The organism is Paenibacillus sp. CMAA1364 (genome assembly GCF_054373195.1).
This window is the reverse complement of the sequence record NZ_JBITNB010000023.1, coordinates 1-21890: the sequence shown is the minus strand read 5'-3', so window position 1 is coordinate 21890 and position 21890 is coordinate 1. Positions and strand designations below refer to the sequence as shown.

The window sequence follows — 21890 nt, the reverse complement described above, 5'->3', positions numbered from 1 at the left end:
GACCATTTGTTGGTCCCTTTGATCCCTGTCCACCCATGCTGTGTAGAACATATGTTATCCCACCTAATCAATTCATAACATTTCAGCCCGTAGGTTGGCCTCAGTATAGTCTCTCAGAGGCTTTAAGAGTGGGTACACTCTGGCCTGCGCTGTACAGTCCTTATACTGCGCGTCAATCACAAGGAGGCGAATGTTAATGGACGTCGCATGTGATCAACAGTATTATGAATGGCTAGAACAGCTTCAAGTGGTGGATTTCGCCTTGGTAGAACTGAATTTATATCTGGATACACATCCTGATGATCTGAAGATCATCCAACAATATAATCAACTTAGTCAAGAAAGAACACGACTTGCGAACCAATTCCAAGAGGTATATGGACCTCTGATGAATTTCGGTCATGCCTATTCACAATTCCCGTGGCAATGGTCACAGTCACCTTGGCCTTGGCAAGTTTAGAATCTAATGGAGGTGGAGTTTGTTTATGTGGGTCTATGAGAAGAAGTTGCAATATCCTGTAAGGGTGAGTAAATGCGACCCCCAGATGGCCAAATATTTATCTGAACAGTATGGCGGAGCAGATGGTGAATTAGCTGCGGCATTACGTTATTTAAATCAACGATATACGATACCAGATAAAGTGATTGGTCTATTAACAGACATCGGTACGGAGGAATTCGCGCATCTCGAAATGATTGCAACGATGATCTATAAACTAACAAAAGATGCTACTGTGGAACAGCTAAGGGAAGTAGGCCTAGGAGCGCATTACGCATCTCACGACAGTGCTTTGTTCTACGAGAACGCAAGTGGCGTACCCTTTACGGCATCCTATATTCAAGCGAAAGGTGATCCCATTGCAGACCTTTATGAGGATATCGCTGCTGAAGAGAAGGCTCGAGCTACATATCAGTGGCTCATTGACTTGACCGATGATGTCGATCTACAGGACTCCCTAAAGTTCCTTCGGGAGCGTGAGATCGTGCATTCGCTACGTTTTAGGGAGGCGATAGAGATTCTAAAGGATGATCGGCAGGAGCAAAAGGTGTTTTAAGGAAAAGAAATTAAGGGTATTAAGGAAAAAATTAAGATATTAAGGAAACAGACCCTAAAGATAATCGTGGGGTCTGTTTGTCTGAGATGAGTTGTAAGCTTTCCATCCTCTAGAGTACTTTAATCCTTCAAGACCATCTGTTTTATATTTCCTTACCCAATCTGTAACTGTATTTTAGTCTATCCCCAACTGTTTCGCCTCTATAGAAATCGGACTTCTTTCATCGTAGAATAAATCATTTTTCTATTTGTCTACTATGATGGGAGCGTATCAGGAGCCGCCGTCTATTTCAAATTAAATGGACAATCACAGGTATTTGCTTGTGATCGTTTGAATAGAATCGAAGATAATATACAGGCGATTTGAAAAACAATGAGTGGTATTCAGTACCTGGAGTTCATCCTAACGCTTCTTGGGATGACATTCGTAAGGCATATAAGAATAGAGCTAGGATGATTCATTCCGATAAAGGTGGTAGTCATCAAGAAATGATCAGATTGAATAATACCCAAAGATATTATACATTCGGCGTATAGTGATTATATTCACATACTTATTTTTAATTAATTGTTAATATTTTCTTGTGATACAAAAAAGTAAAGGAGATGGTAGTTTTGTTCAAAAAAGGTATAGTATTTTTAATGTCTCTTGTCTTGTTGTTTTCGTCTTTAGGTGTTGTTAGTGCTAGTGATGTTCAAGCTACTGATGTTAATGGAGTGCAAGGTATTGACTTAAATCAATACTTTGAAGACAATCAAGTACCAGAAGAAAAACAGGTTTTGCTGATGGAAAAAGTCAAAAATAATGAATTGTGGGATGCTTATAAACCTGAAATGCAACAACAAATCCCTTCTGACTTTTATGCATTCACTCCGGAATTAGGCGATCAAGAGAAATATTACCGTTTTACTGACGGTTCCTTCGTCAAGATTAGTACGGAGGTTGGAACAACCAGTAAAGATCAAGGAAGAATACAACCCTATGGAAGCTCAACAGATCAATATGGAGTCACTTACTGGGATTACAAGACAGAAAAAGTTGTTGGTTTGATTAGATCCCATGTGTATGCTGATTTCTTCTTAGCGTTCCTTGGAAATGGGTACAAGTCCAAAATATTCCGATTGTATGGTGCAGAGGCTCATGGATTTTCACTTGAAGACAATCCTAGCACAGAAATAATTAGACCGAACGAGGATTTGGAAAAAGGAAGATCTGCTTTAGCCCGGAGCTATTGGTTTAGCAAATCTAATCTAAGTTTCTCTTGGGGAAAAACTGGTGTAAATACTTCTATTGGGGCGTCTTGTTCACTTTGGCTCGGTGCAATAAATGGATCATTATACGTTGATTCGGTACTTCCATATTAAGTGTTAATAATTTAAATAATAGAGAGACATTTATATGTCTCTCTATTACTGTCATACTGTGATTAAAAGGAGAGACAACATGTTTAGAAAACACATAATGTTAACATTAGTATGTCTTACTCTTATTACGACTATTGCCATTATTTTTTATCAACAAGTCCAACTTCGTCAAGATCCGAAAGTCTATAGCTTCACCGTTGCAACAGCTGACTTACGTATAAATGATATTGAATTTGTAGTGTATCCAGGCTCAAACTCTGTGTATGTAGCAGGCCACTCTTTGGAAGTCATCGGGGAAGATAAACAATTCTCAGGTGTTTCCTACATTATATCTATTGATGAACAAATGATTTTGTCTAATAGTCAAGCGGATGATCCCTTTACTTTACCTGATGCTACTTTCAATGGGAAAATCGCCAAAATCTATATGAATTTAATTCAAGATGTAAAAGTTCGAAATGATGATGAAATTAATATAAAGGTAATATATAAAGTGAATGGGGATACAATTCATAAGGTGGGTACTGCCAAATTAAAAAAATTGATCAAACCTTTTTCCACTACAAACGACAATAATAAAAACATAATTCGATTGTAATACGCTACGAAACCCGATCATCCGTTAAAGCCCAAGCGACCACCGAAAATCATCGGTGTTCCATTGGACTTTTTTTATTCGCCTGCATCTCCGCAATCACGGGTATCCGATGGTGTGAAAATACGCCTGCGTAAGATGTAAGGCAATCAGGATTGAGGGAGCGTTCTGAAGTGATCTTTTCTTTGGACGCTTTATGCTTCTACACCGTTCGGACATTTATATTACTTTGTAAGTGACTCTATTAATTTGATCATTGGTTAAGACTATTGTACAAGCTAATGAAAAATGGGTTTGAAGTAGACGTGAAATATTTGGTTGCAATTGATCCTGTAGCTTAGGGAAGAATTAGTTGTACGTCTTTATTGCTACATTATGCTGAATGATGTTAAGGCTAGGGATTGAGCTAAAGGCATCGGTGGAGCCGATAAGAAGGACATAATGACGTGAAGAGGGTGGGATTGTTATAACATACTGGGAACAATTAGCGAGCATATAAAAATATACGAGGTAAGAAATTCTTTCGCATTTCCCAACTCATAAAGAGCTAATTCAAAAAAACTGTTTCAAGCAATTGATAAAGTTTCCAAACTGCCAGTAAAAGGCAACCATAGGCACATTTCATGTCAGATTTTTAATCGGGTGATTGAAACAAGACTGGGTAATCTCACTTTTTCTTGAAGTGTACCCATTCTTGAACAAATAGGGGTGAGTCATAATTTAAGCATTTAGGATTTAAAGGTTGCCATAGGATAGCTGCTCGATACAATCTAGACCCAAATGCAGAAATTTTAGGTTATTATTTTTTGCCTGAATTACACATGAAGACAATGATGTATGACTTTAAGAGGGTTGCATACGCTATTCGGACAAATATAATTCGAGCATATAACTATCGTAAAAATAACAATGTATCTGTTTTATTACTACCAATGGATTAATATGATCTATTGGGAAGACAACGTAGTATAGAAATGATTGGTCAAAGATAATATAGAATTTGTTTGTCATAATAAGGCAATTTTCAAAAGGACAAGGTGAATAAATTCAAACATACATAAAAGACGTATCAATAATAATGAAACATATCACCGATAAGGTTATGGCACCGAGGAATTCGCGCATCTCGAAATGATCGCGACCATGATCTACAAACTAACCAAAGATGCTACTGTTGAACAATTAAAAGCCGCGGGACTCGGTCCACATTATGCTGCCCATGATAGTGCTCTATTCTATGAGAATGCAAATGGCGTTCCATTCACCGCCGCATACATTCAAGCGAAGGGTGACCCAATTGCAGACCTTTATGAGGATATCGCTGCTGAGGAGAAAGCGAGGGCTACATATCAATGGCTCATTGACTTGACGGATGATGTTGATCTTCAAGATTCGTTGAAGTTCCTACGTGAGCGTGAGATTATTCATGCATTGCGATTTAGAGAAGCTGTAGAAATACTAAAGGATGATCGGGAGCAGCAGAAAGTATTCTAGAATGATTGGATAAATGCTAAACAACTTAGAAGCTGATACCAAAATCACAATGGCATCAGCTTCTTTAATATATCTATTGGTATAGTGATTAAGTTTCTTTTGTTTCTGTTTTGAAAGTCTTGCCCTTAGTTCGATTGATCCATAAGGCATACTCAAGTGGTTTCTTAATCGATTGACGATAAATATCCTTTTGTCCACTTCTAGCGAATACTTCTCTTGCTGGTTTAGGATTAACTTCAAGCAGGTAGACATGCCCTTTCTTATCAATAGCTAAGTCAAGGGCAAGCTCACATAATGCCCCATAGGATTGTTCTAAATAAGTGGCTGTTTCAATGCCTAGTCTTTCTGACGTCTTCTTCACCTGTTCATGTGTTTCTTTATTGAGTATCCATTGAGACAATAGCGCATCCATGGGGATTGCTTTGCCTCCTCCATGAAGATTAGAAGTGATGCTACGAATTGCGCCTACTCTCCCAACAGTTCCTGTTACTTCCCAACGACCTTCCTTATTCTTCTGAACAAGCATGCGATAATCATGTACACGACCATTCGGAAGTGAAATAGGAATGCCTTGTTGCACAATATAACGAGAATTCATATTCCATGTTTTTAGAATAGAACCTAAAGTAGCCGAATGAACTTTTTGCGGTGCTATTATTTTTCGTTGTTGATTGCGACCTTGAATATAATATTGATGATGACTATCCTTCAAACGTTCAATTCGTAGAATGCCGCGTCCCCCCGTGCCATTGATGGGTTTGAGATATATGACAGATTGACGTTTAAGCATCTGTTGGACATCTGTTAAGTCATTCACTAGCTTCGTTTCTGGCAAATGAGAGCGAATACTCTCCTTTTTCGAAAGAACCTCATGAATGGTCCACTTATTTCGAAGCGGGCGATTCAGGAATAGAAGGTGCCCATATTTTCTACGAAAGGACAGCAATTGTTCAAAACGATAGCTCTTTTGAATGCGGCAGCGATCATAGATCATATCTGGGAATTCACGTAATCGGCGGGTCCATTTCTGATTAGTAGGGTTATACTCCATCGCCATAATTTTATTATTATTCACATCCATTGGAGTGAATACGAAGATGTCAAGCCCCATAGACTTACCTTCTTTGATCATATGTTGATAGATCGATTTCTCTTCAAGTTGTTTTTGGTCATTCAGGTAAAGTGTCAGAATGCCTAAAACGGGGTGTGGCATATCGATTCACCTCCTTACTGATGTTTATGATGAAGTACGAGATATTCACTATATTCAAATATACGTTCCAATGATCTTTTGCGAATATGTGATTCGTCGAACTTCATTGGGCGTGCATTGGCTTCGAAGAACCATACTTTTCCTAGACGGTCCAACCCGAGATCCATGGACATTTCTCCGTGGTTATAACGTGATGCTCTTTCAATTTGACGAGCGATGATGAGTGCAGTTGTTTTTATTTGAGTAATAATCACAGTAGCCATATCCGACCCAAAAAGACTGGAGATTAACTTTGTAGGATTCTCAATAGTACCCCCGCGAGGGACATGTGTTGTGATGCTCTTCAGACCAGCCATTCTAGCACCTACGCCAGTCACTGCCCATTGACCTTTACTCGTTTTTTGGACCATGACTCTAAGATCAAATGGACGGTCATTGACAGTAGCAAGCTGAATTCCCTGCTGAACAATATAAGGAGAGCTACCGGTCTCTTTCTTTAGACGAAGCCAGAGTCTTCGGATCGAAGTTGACTTATATGTGATACTAGTTCTGTTATTTTGTATTTTTAATCGGTAGGGCATCTTTTTATCTTTTTGAAATTTCAACAACATGATCCCTTTTCCTGCTTTTCCACTTTCAGGCTTAAGATATAGGTAAGGATTGCTATCAACGATATTGGAAAGAGATACACGTCCAACTAAACGCTTTGTCATAGGTACGAGATAATCCGTGGATTTGGAAGCTTGTAACCATTCGAACAGGTCCCACTTATTGAAGAAAAAGGGATTGTAGAAATGAATACCTGGGTGTGCAAGACAACTTCTTATTTTACGTTGAACCCAAGGTTTCTCTTCATCTTCGCGTGTTGGAATTCGATTATAGATCACCTGCGGAAGCGGGAATTGCTGGATTTCCCAATCATCATTCTTCGCATTTAGTGTATAGCCTTTGACCGTAGTTGAAGTTAACTTCAAATCACGGATGGTGACTACATAGACGGGGAACCCCATTTCTTTCCCCGTCCGAATGATGTCCATAAAATTAGCGTGGTTGCCTCGGAACCCTCTTATGGCATCAGGCATAGTCAGTATGGCAACAACCGGTTTCACTTCTTCTAAATTCCGGCTGTTCACTGAATAATCCTCTTGCGAAATTTACTTAGATATAGACAGTGTTCCATAATATGCTCAATCGAGGCTTTCCCTTCAATTTTCAAAGAAGGATGATGGAATATGGACCGTCCTGGTTTAGCGTTAGCCTCGAACATCCATATCTTCTCATCTTGATCAATTCCAATATCGAACCCGATCTCGCCAAGTAAATGTTGATGATGAAGTTCGATAGCTTCAGCAAGGGCAATCGCAACTTGTTTCGCTTGTTTGAGTACATCATCTGAACGAGCTCCGAAGCTACGACTAAGTGCTTGTTCTGGTGTCAATAAAGAACCACCATTTTTCAAGTGTGTGGTGACACTTCCGCGGCCTGCCTTTTTGGCTCCAATACCAACAACAACCCATTGGTTGCTACCATTCTTATGCATATGGAATCGGAAATCGATGGGGCAATTATCAATTTCAATCAATCGAATTCCTTGCTGAATGACGTACCCTTGTAATATTCGTCCATGTTTCGTATTTAACATCCGCATGAGACTGTTGAAATTGTTGAACCGTAGAAGAACATTCCCTTTGTTCTTACGATAACGTACGAAATAACCACGTTTCGGGGAATAAGTCATCCGATAGATTCCTTTACCAAGACTACCGCCAGATGGTTTGTAGTATACAAATTGATGGCGATGTAGCATATCCTTTAGCATTTCAGTACTTGGATTCATATGCGACTCAGGTACGTACCGATTAACGGTATTATCATGTTCGATCAGTGAATAAATATCTGATTTATTGAAGAAACTCCAGTTGAAGAAAGGGATTCTTTTGCGACCGAACCGGTCTCTTAATTGGTTGATAGATGCGGTTGTTTCTGCTTTACGACTAGGCAATCTATTATAGACGACATCTGGAAGCGGTACAGTTCTACGTGTAAATACCCCCGTATCTGTGAGGAAGTATCCTCGTACCGTTTCTTGTTGCCAGTTGATGTCTCTAGGTGTAAATGCAAAGACATATGCCTTTTTATTACCTTCTCTTAGCAGTTGTTTAATGAAGCCCGTTCTAGAGCTAAAAGGCTGTGTAGTTGAATTTCCTGGTCCATCGGAGAGGATACCAATTAATGGACCCAGTTGGAACTCGTCTTCTTGTACATTACGTAGGAATACACCACCTGACTTGGGAACACGAATGAGATTGCGAATACCAGAACCTAAATACAGATGGTTACCACCTCTTTTAATAGCTTTTACACGGGCAGGAACCACTTCATTCCCTAAGCGTAGTTGAATATTTTTTTTACCAGACAGCTTGAGGCTTTTCATTAGATTATTTGAAATATAGACGACTTTCTCGGGCTGTTGTGAAAAATGGACATTACAAAAGGTCAAACTCATGAATTTACCCTCCTAAGTTGTCGAAGCAATAAATAACGAGTGTAGCGAAGTGGATTCTCAGTTGCGTTAATGGCGACTTTGTGATCATCAATATGATCAAAAGATGAACGACCTGGCTTAGAATTCACTTCAAGTAGCCAAACATTCCCCTCGATATCAATGCCATAATCGATACCGAGTTCTCCCAATCGACCGAACTGGTTTTCTAGAATCGGTGGAATATCATTCGACAGTTTATGAAGAATGGTGATGATGTGTTCAGCTTCAACATTCCCATAGGCTTCAGTTAAGAATGATGGGACTGCTCTCGCTGTTCCGCCACCATGTAGATTGGAAGTAATTCCACCAATCGGTCCTTGTCGTACTGCCATACCTGTGAGTAACCATTGCCCTTCGGCGTTCTTTTGCATCAGGACACGTATATCAAAGGGATATCCTTTAGAGTTGGTTAAATATAAATAAGGTTGGATGATTGTAGGACGTCTTCCTATGAATCGTTGAATCCATGCGTAAGCTTGGCGTTTCGTATCGAACATGTGTTGGAAATCTTGGTTATGAAGATCTCTACCTCTAATCAAGAATGTATCCTTAAGAGGCGTCTGTTCAACATATAAAGTTCGCTTCCCTTGTGAACCGGCTTGAGGTTTGAGAAAGATTTGTCCGTGGTACATCTCCAAGGCTTTAGCAATAGATTGCGGACCTGTATAACAAGTGGTAGGGGGCAAATAGGGAATAAGATTAGGATGATGAATTAAGCTATTATAGACTTGCCATTTCCCAGGCAATCCTCGGGCCCACATCAGTGATTGTGTCCGAGATTCATGTGATGTAAGTAACTTAGATATTGCTCTTTTGTCTGATCCTTTCTTGTGGAAGCAACGATCATAAATCACGTCGGGAATAGGAACGATGGTTTCGCTCCAGCCTTCTTTACCGAGTATATATCCATTGACTTGATGAGGAAGAAGTCGAATTGAACTTGGGCAAATGACGACAACAGATAGACCATATTTAGCAGCAGCCTGACTTAAACGACGACAGTATTGCTGTTCGGAAAAAGGAGGACTTCCTGACTTGATATTACAAAGGATACCAAGTGAACCAAGGTATGGAGGAGTCATCAGACACAGCTCCTTAGAATCCAGATATGAAACGAGAATATGAAATAAGTTGTTTCACAGAGGGACGAACCTTCTGTACATGTAGTGGTGTATTATCATTCTTTGAAGGCTTAGAGTTTACTTCAAGCAACCAGATTCGCCCAGATGTATCCATCGCTAGATCAATGCCCAACTCGCCGAAATGGGCCGGAATTGTGTTGTCTAGACTTTTAGATATTTGTATAGCAGCCAATTTGAGGTTAGCCTCAGCAGATTTCTTTGCAGAAATGGGCATGTTGCTTTTCATAACGGCTTCTTTTACATGGCTAAGGCTGCCACCCCTAGCTAGATTAGACACAAAGTGGTTACCACCAGCTGTACGTGCCACAATAGATGTGATGCTCCATTGTCCACTGCCATTCTTTTGAACTAATGCACGAAAATCTACAGGGCGTTTACTATGTTCGATGAGAGTCAATCCTTGTTGTATTTGATAACGTGTTGTTTTCATTTTTCCGGATATTGTATTGAATAATTTGGGTAGATTAGCGTAAATATTTTTCTGTGCACCGCCTAATGTAGTCGATAAGGTTTGGTAAGTACCGTCTGAGTTCTTAGAAAGACGAATAATCCCTTTGCCTAGACTGCCTCTAACGGGTTTTAGGAATACAACTGGATATTGTGCACACATTTTCTTTAGAACAGGGTATCCATTTAATAAATGTGATTCAGGCATGTAACGATGGATATTGGATTCTTTTCTTAATGCATCAAACACTTCGGTCTTATCGAGGAACTTCTCGTTAAAAACATGACCGCCATGCAAGGATTTTACTTCCCTCATAAAATGCTGTACGCTTGGTTTATTCTCCAATTTCCGCGAAGTCAAACGATTATTTACGACATTAGGAATCGGCATTTGGGTGATATGCCAACCATCATCATAGTACCAGCCTTGAATACTATTCGTATTCGATGTGATATGATCTGGCGTGAAGAAGTAGACATGTGCTCCTTGGTTTTGACAGGCATTCACTAACTCACGACAGAACATGGAGATAGAACCAAATGGATTACTAGGCGTATTGGGATAGTCACGACTAATCATAATGCCGATTAGTGGACCTAATCGTAGTGTCCGGCTTCCAGCATGATAATGGATTCGAAGCATAGCTTTAGAGGGAAGCCCTAGTTGTCTAGCTAACACTGCACTGATTCGTAGTCCATTATTCTTGGGTACAGAGATAATAGTGAACTCCTGTTTGAAGGAACCGAACACTAATTGTATTGGACGATCTGTGGATAGTCTCCACAATTTGATTAATTTATCGCCTAACATGATTGTGTTCCCCTGCACAATGCCTGGTTTGAATAGTTGGACCGATATCTTTTTGGTGGACATCGTGAGTCTCCTTCCAACAACTTGATGTCTTAAGTCATAGTTAGACTGTGCATATTGCATGTGATTCATCATATGAGGACATATATCCCTTGGTGATTGACCATTTCTAAAGAATTGGAGAGAAATTCAAAAAGGAGGAATAAATAATGAATGTTTATGACAAAGCACATGATTTAGCAAACGCACTAAAGGATAGCGAAGAGGTCAAAGAAATTAATTCAGCTATGAATATGATTAATAAGGATCCAGAAGGTAAGGCAATGTTGAATGATTTCCGTAAGCGCCAAATGGAACTTCAACAACAAATGATGACAGGTGAAATGCCCGCTCCAGAAGAAATGGAAAAGATGGAGAAAGAGTATGAAGTGCTGAGCATGAATCTGAATGTTCGCCGTTTATTTGATTCGGAGCGTCGATTGAGTGTGATCATTGAAGATATGAATAAAATTATTACAGATAGTCTTCAACATCTATATGACGAGTCCGATATCTAGTCTTTCTTAAATTCTTCTCATATTTCAATTGCTATCTTCATAGACTAGATATATAGATTTAGATATGAAGGAGTTGCATTGGAATGAAAAAGAAGAGAAAGATCGTGAATTTCTTGTACATGCTACTTGCTTTAGTGATGTTAATGTATGCTCTACCTATCATTTCATTTGATAGTGGAAATGCGCTGATATCCATATTCGGCGTATTATGGGGAACGTTTGCCTTTCTGGTTATAGGTGCGCATTGGCATGTTATTCTCGGTGTAGGTGAAGAGAAGAAAAGGCAACTTGCACAGATTAGACAAACCAAGTCGTTTGAAAAGCAATTAAATTGGCCGCAAGAAGAGAGAAGCAATAATAGGTAATGACGAACGTTGTAGTTGCGGTCATGAACAAATAGGATGAGTTGTCACATTAGTCATTTTAAATGGCGGTGGCACTCATCTTTTGTTTATTCAAATGCCATTTCTTCTTATGGAATATGCATGATATAATAGGTACAGATTAGTACAGATTATGTTAGCGAGGTGTAACAGATGGAAAGTCGAGACGATACCATTACGAAACATGAACAGTTACTTCAATATATTGAGAGACTTAAAGTTGGAACAAAGATATCCGTTAGGAAACTAGCTAAAGAAATGGGAGTTAGTGAGGGGACGGCTTATCGTGCAGTGAAGGAGGCGGAGAACCTTGGAATTGTAATTACGAAAGAACGAATGGGCACCATCCGGGTTGAGAAAAAACCACGTAATATATCAGAGCAGTTAACCTTTTCTGAGGTTGTAGAAATTGTCGAAGGTCATGTGTTAGGTGGAGGAGATGGTCTTCACAAGAATCTTCACAAATATGTTATCGGGGCAATGAAGGACGATGCGATGATAAGATATATCGATGCTGGAAGTCTATTGATCGTTGGTAATCGTGATAATGCACATTTATTAGCCCTTAAACACGGTGCTGGAGTACTCATCACTGGGGGGTTCGGAATTAGCAGTGAAGTGAAGTTGTTGGCAGATGAGCTTGATCTTCCGATATTCTCTTCACGATATGATACATTTACTGTGGCTTCCATGATCAATCGGGCCATTTTTGATAGAATTATTAAGAAGAAAATCATGATAGTTGAAGATATTGTAGCGAATAAACCGAAGATGAATACACTTAAAATTTCTAGCACCACGACAGAATGGAGAACACTTGCGAATGCGTTGGGTGAAGAGAGGTATACGGTTACGGATGAATGGAATCGTGTGCTTGGCATTGTGAATCATAAGGACATTGAGAGTCTAACGGACGGACAATCTATCGAGAAGGTTCTAATTCGAAATCCGATTACAACGACCTTACAGACGTCACTTGCATCAGCAGCACAACTAATGATGTGGGAAGGAATTGACTTCTTACCTGTTGTAGACCGCAATCGCAAACTCATCTCAAGTATTAGACGTAGAGAAGTTCTACAAGCGATGAGAGATGCTCAGGAACATGCTCAGGTTGGTGAGACGTTTGATCAATTGATATGGAATGGTATCGCAGAGGAGCGGGATCAGGATGGTCGATTGTATTTCCATGGATTTATTACCCCCCAAATGGCAACGAATTTAGGCACCATTTCTGAGGGTATATTATCTACCGTAATGACACAGGCTGCATTTAAGTACACCAAGGATATTTCGGGAAATGATTATGTGTTAGATCATATGTCTACCTATTTCTTGCGTCCTGTACAAATTGAAGATCAAATCGTGATCACTTCCAAATTATTAGAGATGAGTCGTAGAATGTGTAAAATAGAGATTGAAATGATCCATGATGAGACACTGATCTGTAAAGGTGTTATGACACTTCAATCCATTGATCATAGTTGATGAACAAGGTTAGTTATGATCGATCTTCGTCTTCTGATGAGTATAATATTTACGGTTACGAATACCTGCGAATAGATTGAATGCACCTAAGACCATGAATAGGGCTTCAATGATAACAGCGGGTGTAGAACCATGGAATATAAACATGAAAGTAATGGATAATAATATAAGCATAATGCCCATGAATATATTCGTAATTGAGCTAAACACACCTCGATCGACTGGATCGGCGGAACGATGTGATCGAAGACTATAATAGGCTGAAGCAATACATGTCGCGATTATTAGTACCATAAGTACTATTTTAAATAGAGAAATCATTACGTGGTCTCCACTCCTTAATAGATGGTTATTGTGTCTGTATTGTATCACATATCACTTCGCTAGCGAACAGCAACACTAATGCTAATCCATATTTGCAGTACACTATCCGCAACTAACATTGTCTTGATCTGGATGATGTAATCTTTGTCACGAGCGATGTAGGTCTTACGATGAAGTAAGGCTCTAGTTAATTTACTATCGGTGTCGATCTCATACACACTTCTGCCCCTTAACACTTCAACATCTTTACTAACTTTAAGTAATATATCTTTTTCAATAAGGGAATCTAGCGGAGGATCTTGTTGTTCAGCACGTATCTTAATTTCTTTGATAACCGTCTGACGATTGCTATATTTCTTCAAGGAATTGTTATCTAGTTCATATTGCTTGATTCGTATAAGTAAATCTTGGTTCTCTTGCCAAAGAGAATTGTAACTAGCGTGATAAATAGTATTATATAAAATACTCCCAATGATAATCCCCAACACGAGAAAAGCCGTTAATTTCGAACGGAATATAACCGTAGGTGGAATTCTCATCTTTATCTCCTACCATTGCAGATCCATTTAACTAATTCACTGCCTGCATGTGCGCCGAGAAAAGCAAATACAAGAAATAGAATTTGTTTGATTGCTGGGGATAGGTTTCCTATGAAAAAGTTACTCTCAATCACGCGCATTGGATCAATTGTTCCACCTACGGCTGCTGCAAGAGCCCATATCTTAATTCGATCCGCGATATCGAGCATCGTTTGGGTGGGTGGTTGAAGCGAAATTACGGCCCCCATACCACCAACCATGGCGCCGCCGAGCACAATGCCAAAGGCGATGAAGAAATCTAATATAGCCTTAGATAAAAACGTACTCATAAACCTGTCCCCTCTCATGAATAATAGATCGTCTAGCGCTTGTCTCCTAGCTATTATCCATTCTATGGGCGTGGCCTATTGGAATATGTTAAAATAAGAGAAAGTCTTGTGTATAAAAAATAATGACTTACCATGAAATGGAGGGCAACGATGGATTCATTTGTACATCTACATGTTCATAGTGAATTTAGCCTCCTAGACGGAGCAGCACGTATTACAGATCTCGTCCAACAGGCCTCGAATTTAGGAATGAAGGCGTTGGCTCTTACGGATCATGGGGTTATGTACGGTGCGATTCCGTTCTATAAGGCGTGTCGCAGTAAAGGAATTAAGCCAATTATTGGTTGTGAAGTGTATTTCACGTCAGGCTCTCGCAAGGAGAGAGGCAGTCGTAAGGACCAGCCAATCTATCATTTGATCTTATTAGCAAAGAATGAGATAGGATACCGAAACCTAACCAAGATATGCTCTATTGGACACTTGGAAGGATTCCATTACAAACCAAGAGTTGATTTGGACACGCTTCGTAACTTCAACGAAGGTATTATATGTCTTAGCGCATGTTTGGGTGGTGAAGTTCCTCAACAACTATTGTTAGGTCGTTACGAAGAAGCTCGTAAAGCTGCACTTCGATACAAAGATATATTTGGTGATGACTTCTATTTAGAACTACAAGACCATGGCATATCGGAACAAAAGAGGGTCAATCCACAACTTATTGAACTTAGTAAAGAGACGGGTATCCCTTTAGTTGCCACAAATGATGTCCATTATCTTCGCGAAGAAGATGCACAGATGCAAGATGTGCTCATCTGTATTGGGACGGGTAAGACGATAGATGACGAGCAAAGATTACGTATTCCAACCGATCAACTATATTTCAAAAGTGGGGAGGAAATGTCCCGCTTATTTCCTCATGTGAAAGAAGCATTTGAGAATACAGCGCTAATTGCACAACAGTGTCAATTGGAGTTAGAATTCGACCGTTCGATCTTGCCACAGTATAGCCCTGTGCCGAATGAGATGACATCTGAGCAGTATCTACAAGTACTTTGTTCAGAAGGGCTAGTGGCGCGGTATGAGAAATTAGATGTATGGGATAATCCAGTGGGTAGAAGTGAGTTGGAACAAAGACTTGCTTATGAACTTGGCGTTATTGGCAGTATGGGGTTTGCTGATTATTTCCTCATTGTGTGGGATTTCATAGCTTTTTCGCATAAGAATGGCATTGCCACAGGCCCTGGACGCGGATCATCTGCTGGAAGTATTGTTGCCTATGTTCTAAAGATTACGAATGTGGACCCTATGAAATATCAGTTGCTGTTCGAGAGGTTCTTAAATCCAGAGCGCGTGACGATGCCGGATATTGATATCGATTTCAGTGATGAGCGACGAGATGAAGTAATTGAATATGTGGTTGATAAGTATGGTCGTGAGCATGTAGCACAGATCATCACATTTGGTACAATGGCTGCTCGTGCAGCAGTACGAGATGTAGGTAGGGCGATGAATATCCCTTTTGGTGATGTGGATAAAGCGGCCAAGCTCATCCCTAACCAGCTAGGAATCCATATTGATCAGGCTATGCTCGTCAGTGCAGATTTGAAGAAAATGTATGATACTAACCATAAGATTAAAGAAATGTTAGATATGGCAATGAAGGTCGAAGGTATGCCCAGACATTCATCTACGCATGCAGCAGGTGTCGTTATTTCAAGAGAACCTCTTACGGAAGTTGTACCCCTTCAAGAAGGTAGCGAGAAGATAGCTCTCACACAATATCCAATGGATGTTCTAGAGAATATTGGTCTGTTGAAGATGGATTTCCTTGGACTTAGAACACTTTCAATCATGGAACGTACGGTGAATTGGATTGAAGAAATGACAGGAGTAGTCCTTGATTTCGAATATATTCCAGACGATGATGTGCAGACATACACGATGCTTGGTGATGGTGATACGACGGGTGTGTTTCAATTGGAATCTATGGGAATGAGAAGGGTGCTGAAGGAGATGAAACCTTCTACTTTTGAAGATATCATTTCTGTTCTAGCCCTATATCGTCCAGGTCCGATGGAATTCATACCTAAATACATTCAAGCGAAACATGGTCTATTACAAGTGGAATACCCTCATAAAGATTTAGAACCTATCTTAAAGGATACGTATGGCATTATCGTATATCAAGAACAAATCATGAAGATTGCATCTACCATGGCTGGGTTCTCACTCGGTGAAGCAGATCTCTTGCGACGTGCAGTTTCCAAGAAGAAGCGGGAAGTATTAGATAGAGAAAGAAGTCATTTCGTAGATGGAAGCCTTGAGCAAGGCTATTCAGAAACGGATGCTAACGGTGTCTATGATATGATAGTAAGGTTTGCTGACTACGGATTTCCACGAGCGCACGCTACAGCCTATGGGGTATTAGCATTTCAAACGGCTTACCTCAAAGCACATTATCCAACACCATTTTTGGCATCCATGTTGACAGCTGTTATGGGTAATCATCGCAAGGTAGCTGAGTACGTGCTTGATTGTCGTAGAATGAACATTGAGGTGTTGTCCCCAGATGTGAATGTTAGCAATGTGTTGTTCACACCAGTTATAGGATCGGGAAGCGAGAATGGACATGGTGAGTATGAGAATACCAATCATATTCGTTTTGGTCTGGGTGCCATAAAGAATGTAGGAACGCAGGCTGTGGAGAATATAATGCTCATTAGACAAGCCAAGCCATTTGAGAGTTTACTTGATTTCTGTAGAAGAATTGATCTGAAAATATGTAACAAAAGAGTGATTGAATCACTCATTCAAGCCGGAGCATTTGATTCGTTGCCTGGACATCGTGCACAAGTCCTTGCGATGTTAGATGAAACCGTCGAGGCCGCATTGAAATGGCGGAAAGAACGTGATGACTTACAGATTCAAATGTTCGATTTCGTGGAGAGTGCGAATTGGGACATTGCTTATCCCGATATTCGTCCATTTACCGCAGGTCAACAACTTGAACTTGAACGTGAATTGTTAGGACTATATCTATCAGGACATCCGCTGGACGATTATAATGATATTATAGACGAGATGGCTTCTGTTGATCGTCTGATGGATCTGAACGAACTTCCAGATGATACACGTACAGTGGTTGCTGGTATGGTTGTTTCCATTAAGACGATCATGACAAAACAAGGGAAAGCTATGGCATTTATAGAGTGTGAGGACCAGATTGAACGTTGTGAAGTCGTCTTATTCCCAGAAGTGTGGAAACGTAGCTCATCTTGGATAGAGACAGGATCTTTAGTTGCTATGAGAGCTAAGGTGCAAGAGCAAGATGAGGGGTTTAAGCTGTTGGCAGATGAAGTTCTACCCTTAGATGAAAAGGCATTGGAACAACTAGTGATACGTAATCATGTCGTGCCAAAAGGTGCTAATCAGCCTCCGATGAAAGCTGTACCTCAATCAAAACCATTAACTGAGCAGCGCGTATTCATCAAGATCAGTCCACATGCGGAGAAGGAAGAACTACTGAATGGATTGAAAAAGTTACTACAATTACATCCGGGATCTACGGCAACGGTACTCTTTTACGAGCAAAGTCAAAAGATTCTTGCATTAAGTGATCGGTATCGAATTCATCCGTCCAAGGAGCTGTTGGAAGAGATCGAACAGATGTTGGGAGCAGGAACAGTCCGCCTGAAGTAATCCAGCTATCCATTTATAGCCAATACAAATTCTTGCGATTAAAAAGATAAATATGGTATCATGGGTTCATTATATGTACACAGAATTTGAATGTAGGGGGCATTGCGAAAGTGTGGACGGTTATTTATATCGCACCTACCGCTAAGTTTGCAGATATGTTACAAACGAAGTTAACAGAGGAAGGCTTTTTGGTTCGTGCACGTCCTATCAATATGTCCAAGCAACAGTTCGAGATACAAGTTCCTTCTGGGGAACTTGAAGAGGTTCAGGAGGTTCTGAACGGCATTATTAATCCTTATACTTAATACATGCAATACATGATGTTCAATTCAAGATTGATGGAAAGAACGGCCAACAAATTAACGGCTGAAGAGGTGTAGTTGTGTTTAAAGATATTTTTCAGAAAAAAAGGAAATACGCGACCATACCTTCAGAACGTGTAGGGCGGGACAATAGCCCACAAGGTGAACGTCCAAAACGTGAAATTCCTGAAGGTCTAATGAGTAAATGTGCGAAGTGTGGTACTATCCAGATTAGTAAGGAACTGGAGAAGAACTTGAAAGTATGTACTTCTTGCGAATATCATATGCGTTTAAATGCTATGGAACGAATTCAGGTCACATTGGATGAAGAAGGATTCGAAGAATTCGATAAAGATATGATTTCTGTGGATCCATTGAACTTCCCTGGATATGCAACAAAGCTAGAAGAGCAAGCGATGAAGTCAAATCTGAGTGAAGCTGTAGTTACTGGACAGGGTACAATAACCGGATTGCCGGTCATTGTAGCAGTAATGAGCTTTGATTTCTTTAGTGGAAGCATGGGGTCGGTCGTAGGAGAGAAGATTACACGAGCGATTGAGACAGCTATGGAACGACAATTGCCGATAATTATATTCTCAACATCTGGTGGGGCAAGAATGCAAGAGAGTATCCTAAGTTTAATGCAAATGGCTAAGACCAGTGCTGCGCTTGCTCGCTTTAATGATCAAGGCGGATTGTATATTTCGGTTATTACGGATCCGACAATGGGCGGTGTTTCTGCTAGTTTTGCTACACTTGGAGATATTAATATAGCAGAACCTGGTGCTGTCTTTGGATTCGCAGGACGTATTGTCATCGAACAAACGATACGGCAAAAACTTCCTGATGATTTCCAAACGGCTGAATATAACATGGCACATGGCCAATTGGACTTAGTAACGCACCGCAAAGAAATGCGCGCAATGCTTGCTAAACTTATTGAATTCCATACGGTGAAGGGGGAGTTTTAAATGGCGGCTGAGATGCCTTTTGAAATGCCTCTTGTTGAGATGCGTAAAAAGATAGATGAGCTAATTGTGTTTGGTGAGGAAAAAGGGATTGATTTCACGGATGAAATTTCTAGACTTGAGGAACGATATACAAAGCTAGAGAATGAAATCTATACCAATATTTCAGCACCTCAAAAAATGCATCTTGCAAGACATCAACAACGTCCAACTTCATTAGATTTGATGGAACTCATATTCACGGATTTTGTTGAGTTACATGGCGATCGTTTATTTGGAGATGATCTTGCGGTTGTTGGCGGAATAGCATTACTGAATGGTGTGCCTGTTACGGTGTTGGGACAGCAACGTGGAAAAGATACCAAAGATAATATTGCGAGGTTTTTTGGCAGTGCACATCCCGAAGGATTTCGTAAAGCTTTGCGTCTTATGAAGCAAGCGGAGAAATTTAATCGTCCCATTATTACCTTTATTGATACCAAGGGAGCTTATCCCGGTAATTCAGCAGAGGAGAGAGGCCAATCTGAGGCGATTGCACGAAATCTAAGGGAAATGTCTGTGTTAGGTGTTCCGGTTGTGTGCGTCGTTATCGGCGAAGGTGGAAGTGGAGGAGCTCTCGGTATGGCCGTCGGTAATCGTATTCTAATGCTAGAGAACGCTATTTACTCCGTTATTTCTCCTAATGGTGCAGCTTCTATTCTTTGGAAAGATGCAACACGTGCGGATCAAGCGGCGGAGGCTATGAGGATCACTGCCCAAGACTTATTAGAATTTGAGGTAATTGAAGATATTATTCCCGAACCCCAAGGTGGAGCTCATCGTAATTATGAGTTGACAGCGCAACATATTAAAGAAAGCCTTTGTAAACATTTAAAGGAACTATCTGTCATGAATCCAGATGAATTAAAGGAAGATCGATATTTGAAATTCAGAAAAATTGGTCAGTTTACATTTAAAGACGTAGAAACTACAAATAAATCAAACATTTGAGTCATCAAAAGTGACAAATATGCTAAATGTGACAAAGTTCCTATACAAATCGATTGCGTTGTAGTAAATTAGGTAGTTGAATAGATGGAACAGAGAGATATCTAAAAAACGGAGGAAACATAATGCGTAAAACTAAAATTGTATGTACGATCGGTCCGGCTAGTGAGTCTTTAGAAAACATCAAAAAATTAATTAATGCAGGTATGAACGTAGCACGTCTAAACTTTTCACATGGTGATTTCGCTGAGCATGGAAATCGGATTAATGTTATCCGTCAAGCAAGTGAAGAACTAGGGAAGACAGTAGCTATTCTACTTGACACTAAAGGTCCAGAGATCCGTACAGGTTCACTTTCAGTGGATTCTATTGATTTAGTTCAAGATGAATTTATAACCCTTACTACGGAAGAAATTCTAGGTGATAAGGATCGTATCTCTATTACTTATGCTAATCTTCCAAATGACGTACAAATTGGATCTACCATTCTAATTGATGACGGTTTGATCGGATTGACTGTTGTAGATATTACAGGAACAGAAATTAAATGTGTTATCGTAAACGGTGGTACGATTAAGAGCAAAAAAGGTGTGAACGTTCCAGGAGTTCGTATCTCTTTGCCAGGTATTACAGAGAAGGATACAGCGGATATTGTGTTTGGAATTGGACAAGACATCGATTTCATCGCAGCATCATTTGTTCGTAAAGCAAGTGACGTTCTTGAGATTCGTGAATTGCTTGAAGCTCATAATGCAGGACATATCAACATCATTTCCAAGATCGAAAATCAAGAAGGTGTTGATAATCTAGATGAAATTCTTGCTGTTTCTGATGGATTGATGGTAGCTCGTGGTGACCTTGGAACAGAGATCCCAGCAGAAGATGTTCCATTGGCACAAAAAAGTATGATCATCAAAGCAAATCTTGCAGGCAAACCAGTTATTACTGCAACACAAATGTTGGATTCTATGCAACGTAACCCTCGTCCAACTCGCGCTGAAGCTAGTGACGTTGCGAATGCTATCTTTGATGGTACAGATGCAATTATGTTGTCTGGTGAAACAGCTGCAGGTAAATACCCTGTTGAATCTGTTCTTACCATGTCGCGTATCGCTGAGAAAGCAGAATCAGCTTTGGACTATCGTGGACTATTCGCTAAGATGAGTACTTACCAAGAAACAACGGTAACGGATGCAATCAGTCAAGCGGTTACAATTACTGCAATGGATTTGAATGCAAAAGCAATTATCTCTTCAACAGAGACAGGTCACACAGCTCGTGTAGTCGCTAAGTACCGCCCAGAGGCTCCTATCATCGCTGTGACGACAGAAGATCGTACAATGCGCCGTCTAGCTCTTACATGGGGTGTTACAACCGTAAAAGGTAAAACTGCTAATACAACGGATGAGATGTTTGACTATGCTCTTAAGGGTGGACTAGATTCTGGAATAGTTAAAGATGGAGATCTTGTAGTTATTACTGCAGGTGTACCATTGGGTCGTTCAGGATCAACTAACCTTATTAAAGTAAGTCACATCACAAAAGATTAAATTAATTTCTTGAAATAAACTTTATATGTCTTAAAGGAAGGGACTGTCCCAAAAGTAGATTTTCTACAAGCGAAGACAGACTCTCCGCATTCTCAAAA

22 protein-coding genes and 1 pseudogene are annotated in these 21890 nt (G+C 40.1%); 15 read left to right on the top strand and 8 right to left on the bottom strand.

Annotated elements, in window-relative coordinates:
- Positions 1–35 precede the first annotated feature (35 nt).
- The 7 genes and pseudogenes from ACH8E3_RS12940 to ACH8E3_RS12910 form a co-directional block, all read left to right on the top strand.
- Complete coding sequence (locus ACH8E3_RS12940; protein WP_458633087.1) at positions 36–197, top strand: spore coat associated protein CotJA; 162 nt, start codon at positions 36–38, stop codon at positions 195–197.
- Positions 197–460: a spore coat protein CotJB gene (locus ACH8E3_RS12935; protein WP_458633058.1), complete on the top strand. Its 264-nt coding sequence runs from the start codon at positions 197–199 to the stop codon at positions 458–460. The genes ACH8E3_RS12940 and ACH8E3_RS12935 overlap by 1 nt, the downstream gene beginning before the upstream one ends.
- 25 nt (positions 461–485) lie before the next feature.
- The gene (locus tag ACH8E3_RS12930) at positions 486–1055 is read left to right on the top strand and encodes a manganese catalase family protein (RefSeq protein WP_458633086.1); all 570 of its coding nucleotides are present in this window, start codon (positions 486–488) and stop codon (positions 1053–1055) included.
- 362 nt (positions 1056–1417) lie between these two features.
- Positions 1418–1591, top strand: a complete 174-nt coding sequence (locus tag ACH8E3_RS12925) for a DnaJ domain-containing protein (RefSeq protein WP_458633057.1) — start codon at positions 1418–1420, stop codon at positions 1589–1591.
- 78 nt (positions 1592–1669) lie between these two features.
- Positions 1670–2419: a hypothetical protein gene (locus tag ACH8E3_RS12920; protein ID WP_458633056.1), complete on the top strand. Its 750-nt coding sequence runs from the start codon at positions 1670–1672 to the stop codon at positions 2417–2419.
- Positions 2420–2498: 79 nt separating this feature from the next.
- The gene (locus tag ACH8E3_RS12915) at positions 2499–3017 is read left to right on the top strand and encodes a hypothetical protein (RefSeq protein ID WP_458633055.1); all 519 of its coding nucleotides are present in this window, start codon (positions 2499–2501) and stop codon (positions 3015–3017) included.
- Between the two features lie 1101 nt (positions 3018–4118).
- A pseudogene (locus ACH8E3_RS12910) lies at positions 4119–4508 on the top strand (manganese catalase family protein); the annotation flags it as partial.
- A gap of 88 nt (positions 4509–4596) precedes the next feature.
- Here ACH8E3_RS12910 and ACH8E3_RS12905 read toward each other — a convergent pair.
- From ACH8E3_RS12905 to ACH8E3_RS12885, 5 genes are read right to left on the bottom strand one after another with little or no spacing between them, the layout of a single operon-like run.
- Positions 4597–5721, bottom strand: a complete 1125-nt coding sequence (locus tag ACH8E3_RS12905; RefSeq protein ID WP_458633054.1) for a YheC/YheD family endospore coat-associated protein — start codon at positions 5719–5721, stop codon at positions 4597–4599.
- 14 nt (positions 5722–5735) lie between these two features.
- A complete protein-coding gene (locus ACH8E3_RS12900) occupies positions 5736–6854 on the bottom strand; it encodes a YheC/YheD family endospore coat-associated protein (protein WP_458633053.1) in 1119 nt (372 codons plus the stop codon).
- The gene (locus tag ACH8E3_RS12895; RefSeq protein ID WP_458633052.1) at positions 6851–8227 is read right to left on the bottom strand and encodes a YheC/YheD family endospore coat-associated protein; all 1377 of its coding nucleotides are present in this window, start codon (positions 8225–8227) and stop codon (positions 6851–6853) included. The genes ACH8E3_RS12900 and ACH8E3_RS12895 overlap by 4 nt, the downstream gene beginning before the upstream one ends.
- A complete protein-coding gene (locus ACH8E3_RS12890; RefSeq protein ID WP_458633051.1) occupies positions 8224–9348 on the bottom strand; it encodes a YheC/YheD family endospore coat-associated protein in 1125 nt (374 codons plus the stop codon). Before ACH8E3_RS12890 ends, ACH8E3_RS12895 begins: the two co-directional genes overlap by 4 nt.
- 13 nt (positions 9349–9361) lie before the next feature.
- Positions 9362–10729 (bottom strand): YheC/YheD family endospore coat-associated protein, encoded by a 1368-nt coding sequence (locus tag ACH8E3_RS12885; RefSeq protein ID WP_458633050.1) that lies wholly within the window; start codon positions 10727–10729, stop codon positions 9362–9364.
- Positions 10730–10875: 146 nt separating this feature from the next.
- On the opposite strand from ACH8E3_RS12885, the gene ACH8E3_RS12880 reads away from it, so the two are divergent.
- The 3 genes from ACH8E3_RS12880 (at position 10876) to ACH8E3_RS12870 (ending at position 13094) form a co-directional block, all read left to right on the top strand.
- On the top strand, positions 10876–11223 hold the full coding sequence (locus ACH8E3_RS12880; protein WP_458633049.1) for a YlbF family regulator: 348 nt from the start codon (positions 10876–10878) through the stop codon (positions 11221–11223).
- A gap of 83 nt (positions 11224–11306) precedes the next feature.
- Complete coding sequence (locus ACH8E3_RS12875; protein ID WP_458633048.1) at positions 11307–11588, top strand: hypothetical protein; 282 nt, start codon at positions 11307–11309, stop codon at positions 11586–11588.
- 171 nt (positions 11589–11759) lie between these two features.
- Complete coding sequence (locus tag ACH8E3_RS12870; protein WP_458633047.1) at positions 11760–13094, top strand: DRTGG domain-containing protein; 1335 nt, start codon at positions 11760–11762, stop codon at positions 13092–13094.
- 9 nt (positions 13095–13103) lie between these two features.
- Here ACH8E3_RS12870 and ACH8E3_RS12865 read toward each other — a convergent pair whose 3' ends face one another.
- The 3 genes from ACH8E3_RS12865 to ACH8E3_RS12855 form a co-directional block, all read right to left on the bottom strand.
- The gene (locus ACH8E3_RS12865; protein ID WP_458633046.1) at positions 13104–13415 is read right to left on the bottom strand and encodes a YtpI family protein; all 312 of its coding nucleotides are present in this window, start codon (positions 13413–13415) and stop codon (positions 13104–13106) included.
- Between the two features lie 62 nt (positions 13416–13477).
- Complete coding sequence (locus tag ACH8E3_RS12860; RefSeq protein WP_458633045.1) at positions 13478–13957, bottom strand: hypothetical protein; 480 nt, start codon at positions 13955–13957, stop codon at positions 13478–13480.
- Positions 13958–13959: 2 nt separating this feature from the next.
- On the bottom strand, positions 13960–14286 hold the full coding sequence (locus ACH8E3_RS12855) for a YtrH family sporulation protein (protein WP_458633044.1): 327 nt from the start codon (positions 14284–14286) through the stop codon (positions 13960–13962).
- A 150-nt stretch (positions 14287–14436) separates the two neighbouring features.
- Between ACH8E3_RS12855 and ACH8E3_RS12850 the strand changes: the two genes are divergently transcribed.
- The 5 genes from ACH8E3_RS12850 to pyk all read left to right on the top strand — a co-directional run bounded on the left by ACH8E3_RS12850 (position 14437) and on the right by pyk (position 21792).
- Positions 14437–17985 carry a DNA polymerase III subunit alpha gene (locus tag ACH8E3_RS12850; protein ID WP_458633043.1) on the top strand — a complete coding sequence of 1183 codons (3549 nt, stop codon included), beginning with the start codon at positions 14437–14439 and terminating at the stop codon, positions 17983–17985.
- Between the two features lie 110 nt (positions 17986–18095).
- Positions 18096–18290, top strand: coding sequence for a glutamate decarboxylase (locus ACH8E3_RS12845; protein ID WP_458633042.1), 195 nt, complete (start codon positions 18096–18098; stop codon positions 18288–18290).
- Between the two features lie 77 nt (positions 18291–18367).
- Positions 18368–19258, top strand: coding sequence for an acetyl-CoA carboxylase, carboxyltransferase subunit beta (accD, locus tag ACH8E3_RS12840; RefSeq protein ID WP_458633041.1), 891 nt, complete (start codon positions 18368–18370; stop codon positions 19256–19258).
- Positions 19259–20245, top strand: a complete 987-nt coding sequence (locus ACH8E3_RS12835) for an acetyl-CoA carboxylase carboxyltransferase subunit alpha (RefSeq protein WP_458633040.1) — start codon at positions 19259–19261, stop codon at positions 20243–20245. It begins immediately after the preceding gene.
- Positions 20246–20367: 122 nt separating this feature from the next.
- Positions 20368–21792, top strand: a complete 1425-nt coding sequence (pyk, locus tag ACH8E3_RS12830; protein WP_458633039.1) for a pyruvate kinase — start codon at positions 20368–20370, stop codon at positions 21790–21792.
- The last annotated feature ends 98 nt before the right edge of the window (positions 21793–21890 follow it).

Coding starts and splice junctions, on each gene's coding strand:
- ACH8E3_RS12940 (WP_458633087.1), top strand. CDS start 36: ATGCTGTGTAGAACATATGTTATCCCACCTAATCAATTCATAACATTT.
- ACH8E3_RS12935 (WP_458633058.1), top strand. CDS start 197: ATGGACGTCGCATGTGATCAACAGTATTATGAATGGCTAGAACAGCTT.
- ACH8E3_RS12930 (WP_458633086.1), top strand. CDS start 486: ATGTGGGTCTATGAGAAGAAGTTGCAATATCCTGTAAGGGTGAGTAAA.
- ACH8E3_RS12915 (WP_458633055.1), top strand. CDS start 2,499: ATGTTTAGAAAACACATAATGTTAACATTAGTATGTCTTACTCTTATT.
- ACH8E3_RS12905 (WP_458633054.1), bottom strand. CDS start 5,721: ATGCCACACCCCGTTTTAGGCATTCTGACACTTTACCTGAATGACCAA.
- ACH8E3_RS12895 (WP_458633052.1), bottom strand. CDS start 8,227: ATGAGTTTGACCTTTTGTAATGTCCATTTTTCACAACAGCCCGAGAAA.
- ACH8E3_RS12890 (WP_458633051.1), bottom strand. CDS start 9,348: ATGACTCCTCCATACCTTGGTTCACTTGGTATCCTTTGTAATATCAAG.
- ACH8E3_RS12885 (WP_458633050.1), bottom strand. CDS start 10,729: ATGTCCACCAAAAAGATATCGGTCCAACTATTCAAACCAGGCATTGTG.
- ACH8E3_RS12880 (WP_458633049.1), top strand. CDS start 10,876: ATGAATGTTTATGACAAAGCACATGATTTAGCAAACGCACTAAAGGAT.
- ACH8E3_RS12875 (WP_458633048.1), top strand. CDS start 11,307: ATGAAAAAGAAGAGAAAGATCGTGAATTTCTTGTACATGCTACTTGCT.
- ACH8E3_RS12870 (WP_458633047.1), top strand. CDS start 11,760: ATGGAAAGTCGAGACGATACCATTACGAAACATGAACAGTTACTTCAA.
- ACH8E3_RS12865 (WP_458633046.1), bottom strand. CDS start 13,415: ATGATTTCTCTATTTAAAATAGTACTTATGGTACTAATAATCGCGACA.
- ACH8E3_RS12860 (WP_458633045.1), bottom strand. CDS start 13,957: ATGAGAATTCCACCTACGGTTATATTCCGTTCGAAATTAACGGCTTTT.
- ACH8E3_RS12855 (WP_458633044.1), bottom strand. CDS start 14,286: ATGAGTACGTTTTTATCTAAGGCTATATTAGATTTCTTCATCGCCTTT.
- ACH8E3_RS12850 (WP_458633043.1), top strand. CDS start 14,437: ATGGATTCATTTGTACATCTACATGTTCATAGTGAATTTAGCCTCCTA.
- ACH8E3_RS12835 (WP_458633040.1), top strand. CDS start 19,259: ATGGCGGCTGAGATGCCTTTTGAAATGCCTCTTGTTGAGATGCGTAAA.
- pyk (WP_458633039.1), top strand. CDS start 20,368: ATGCGTAAAACTAAAATTGTATGTACGATCGGTCCGGCTAGTGAGTCT.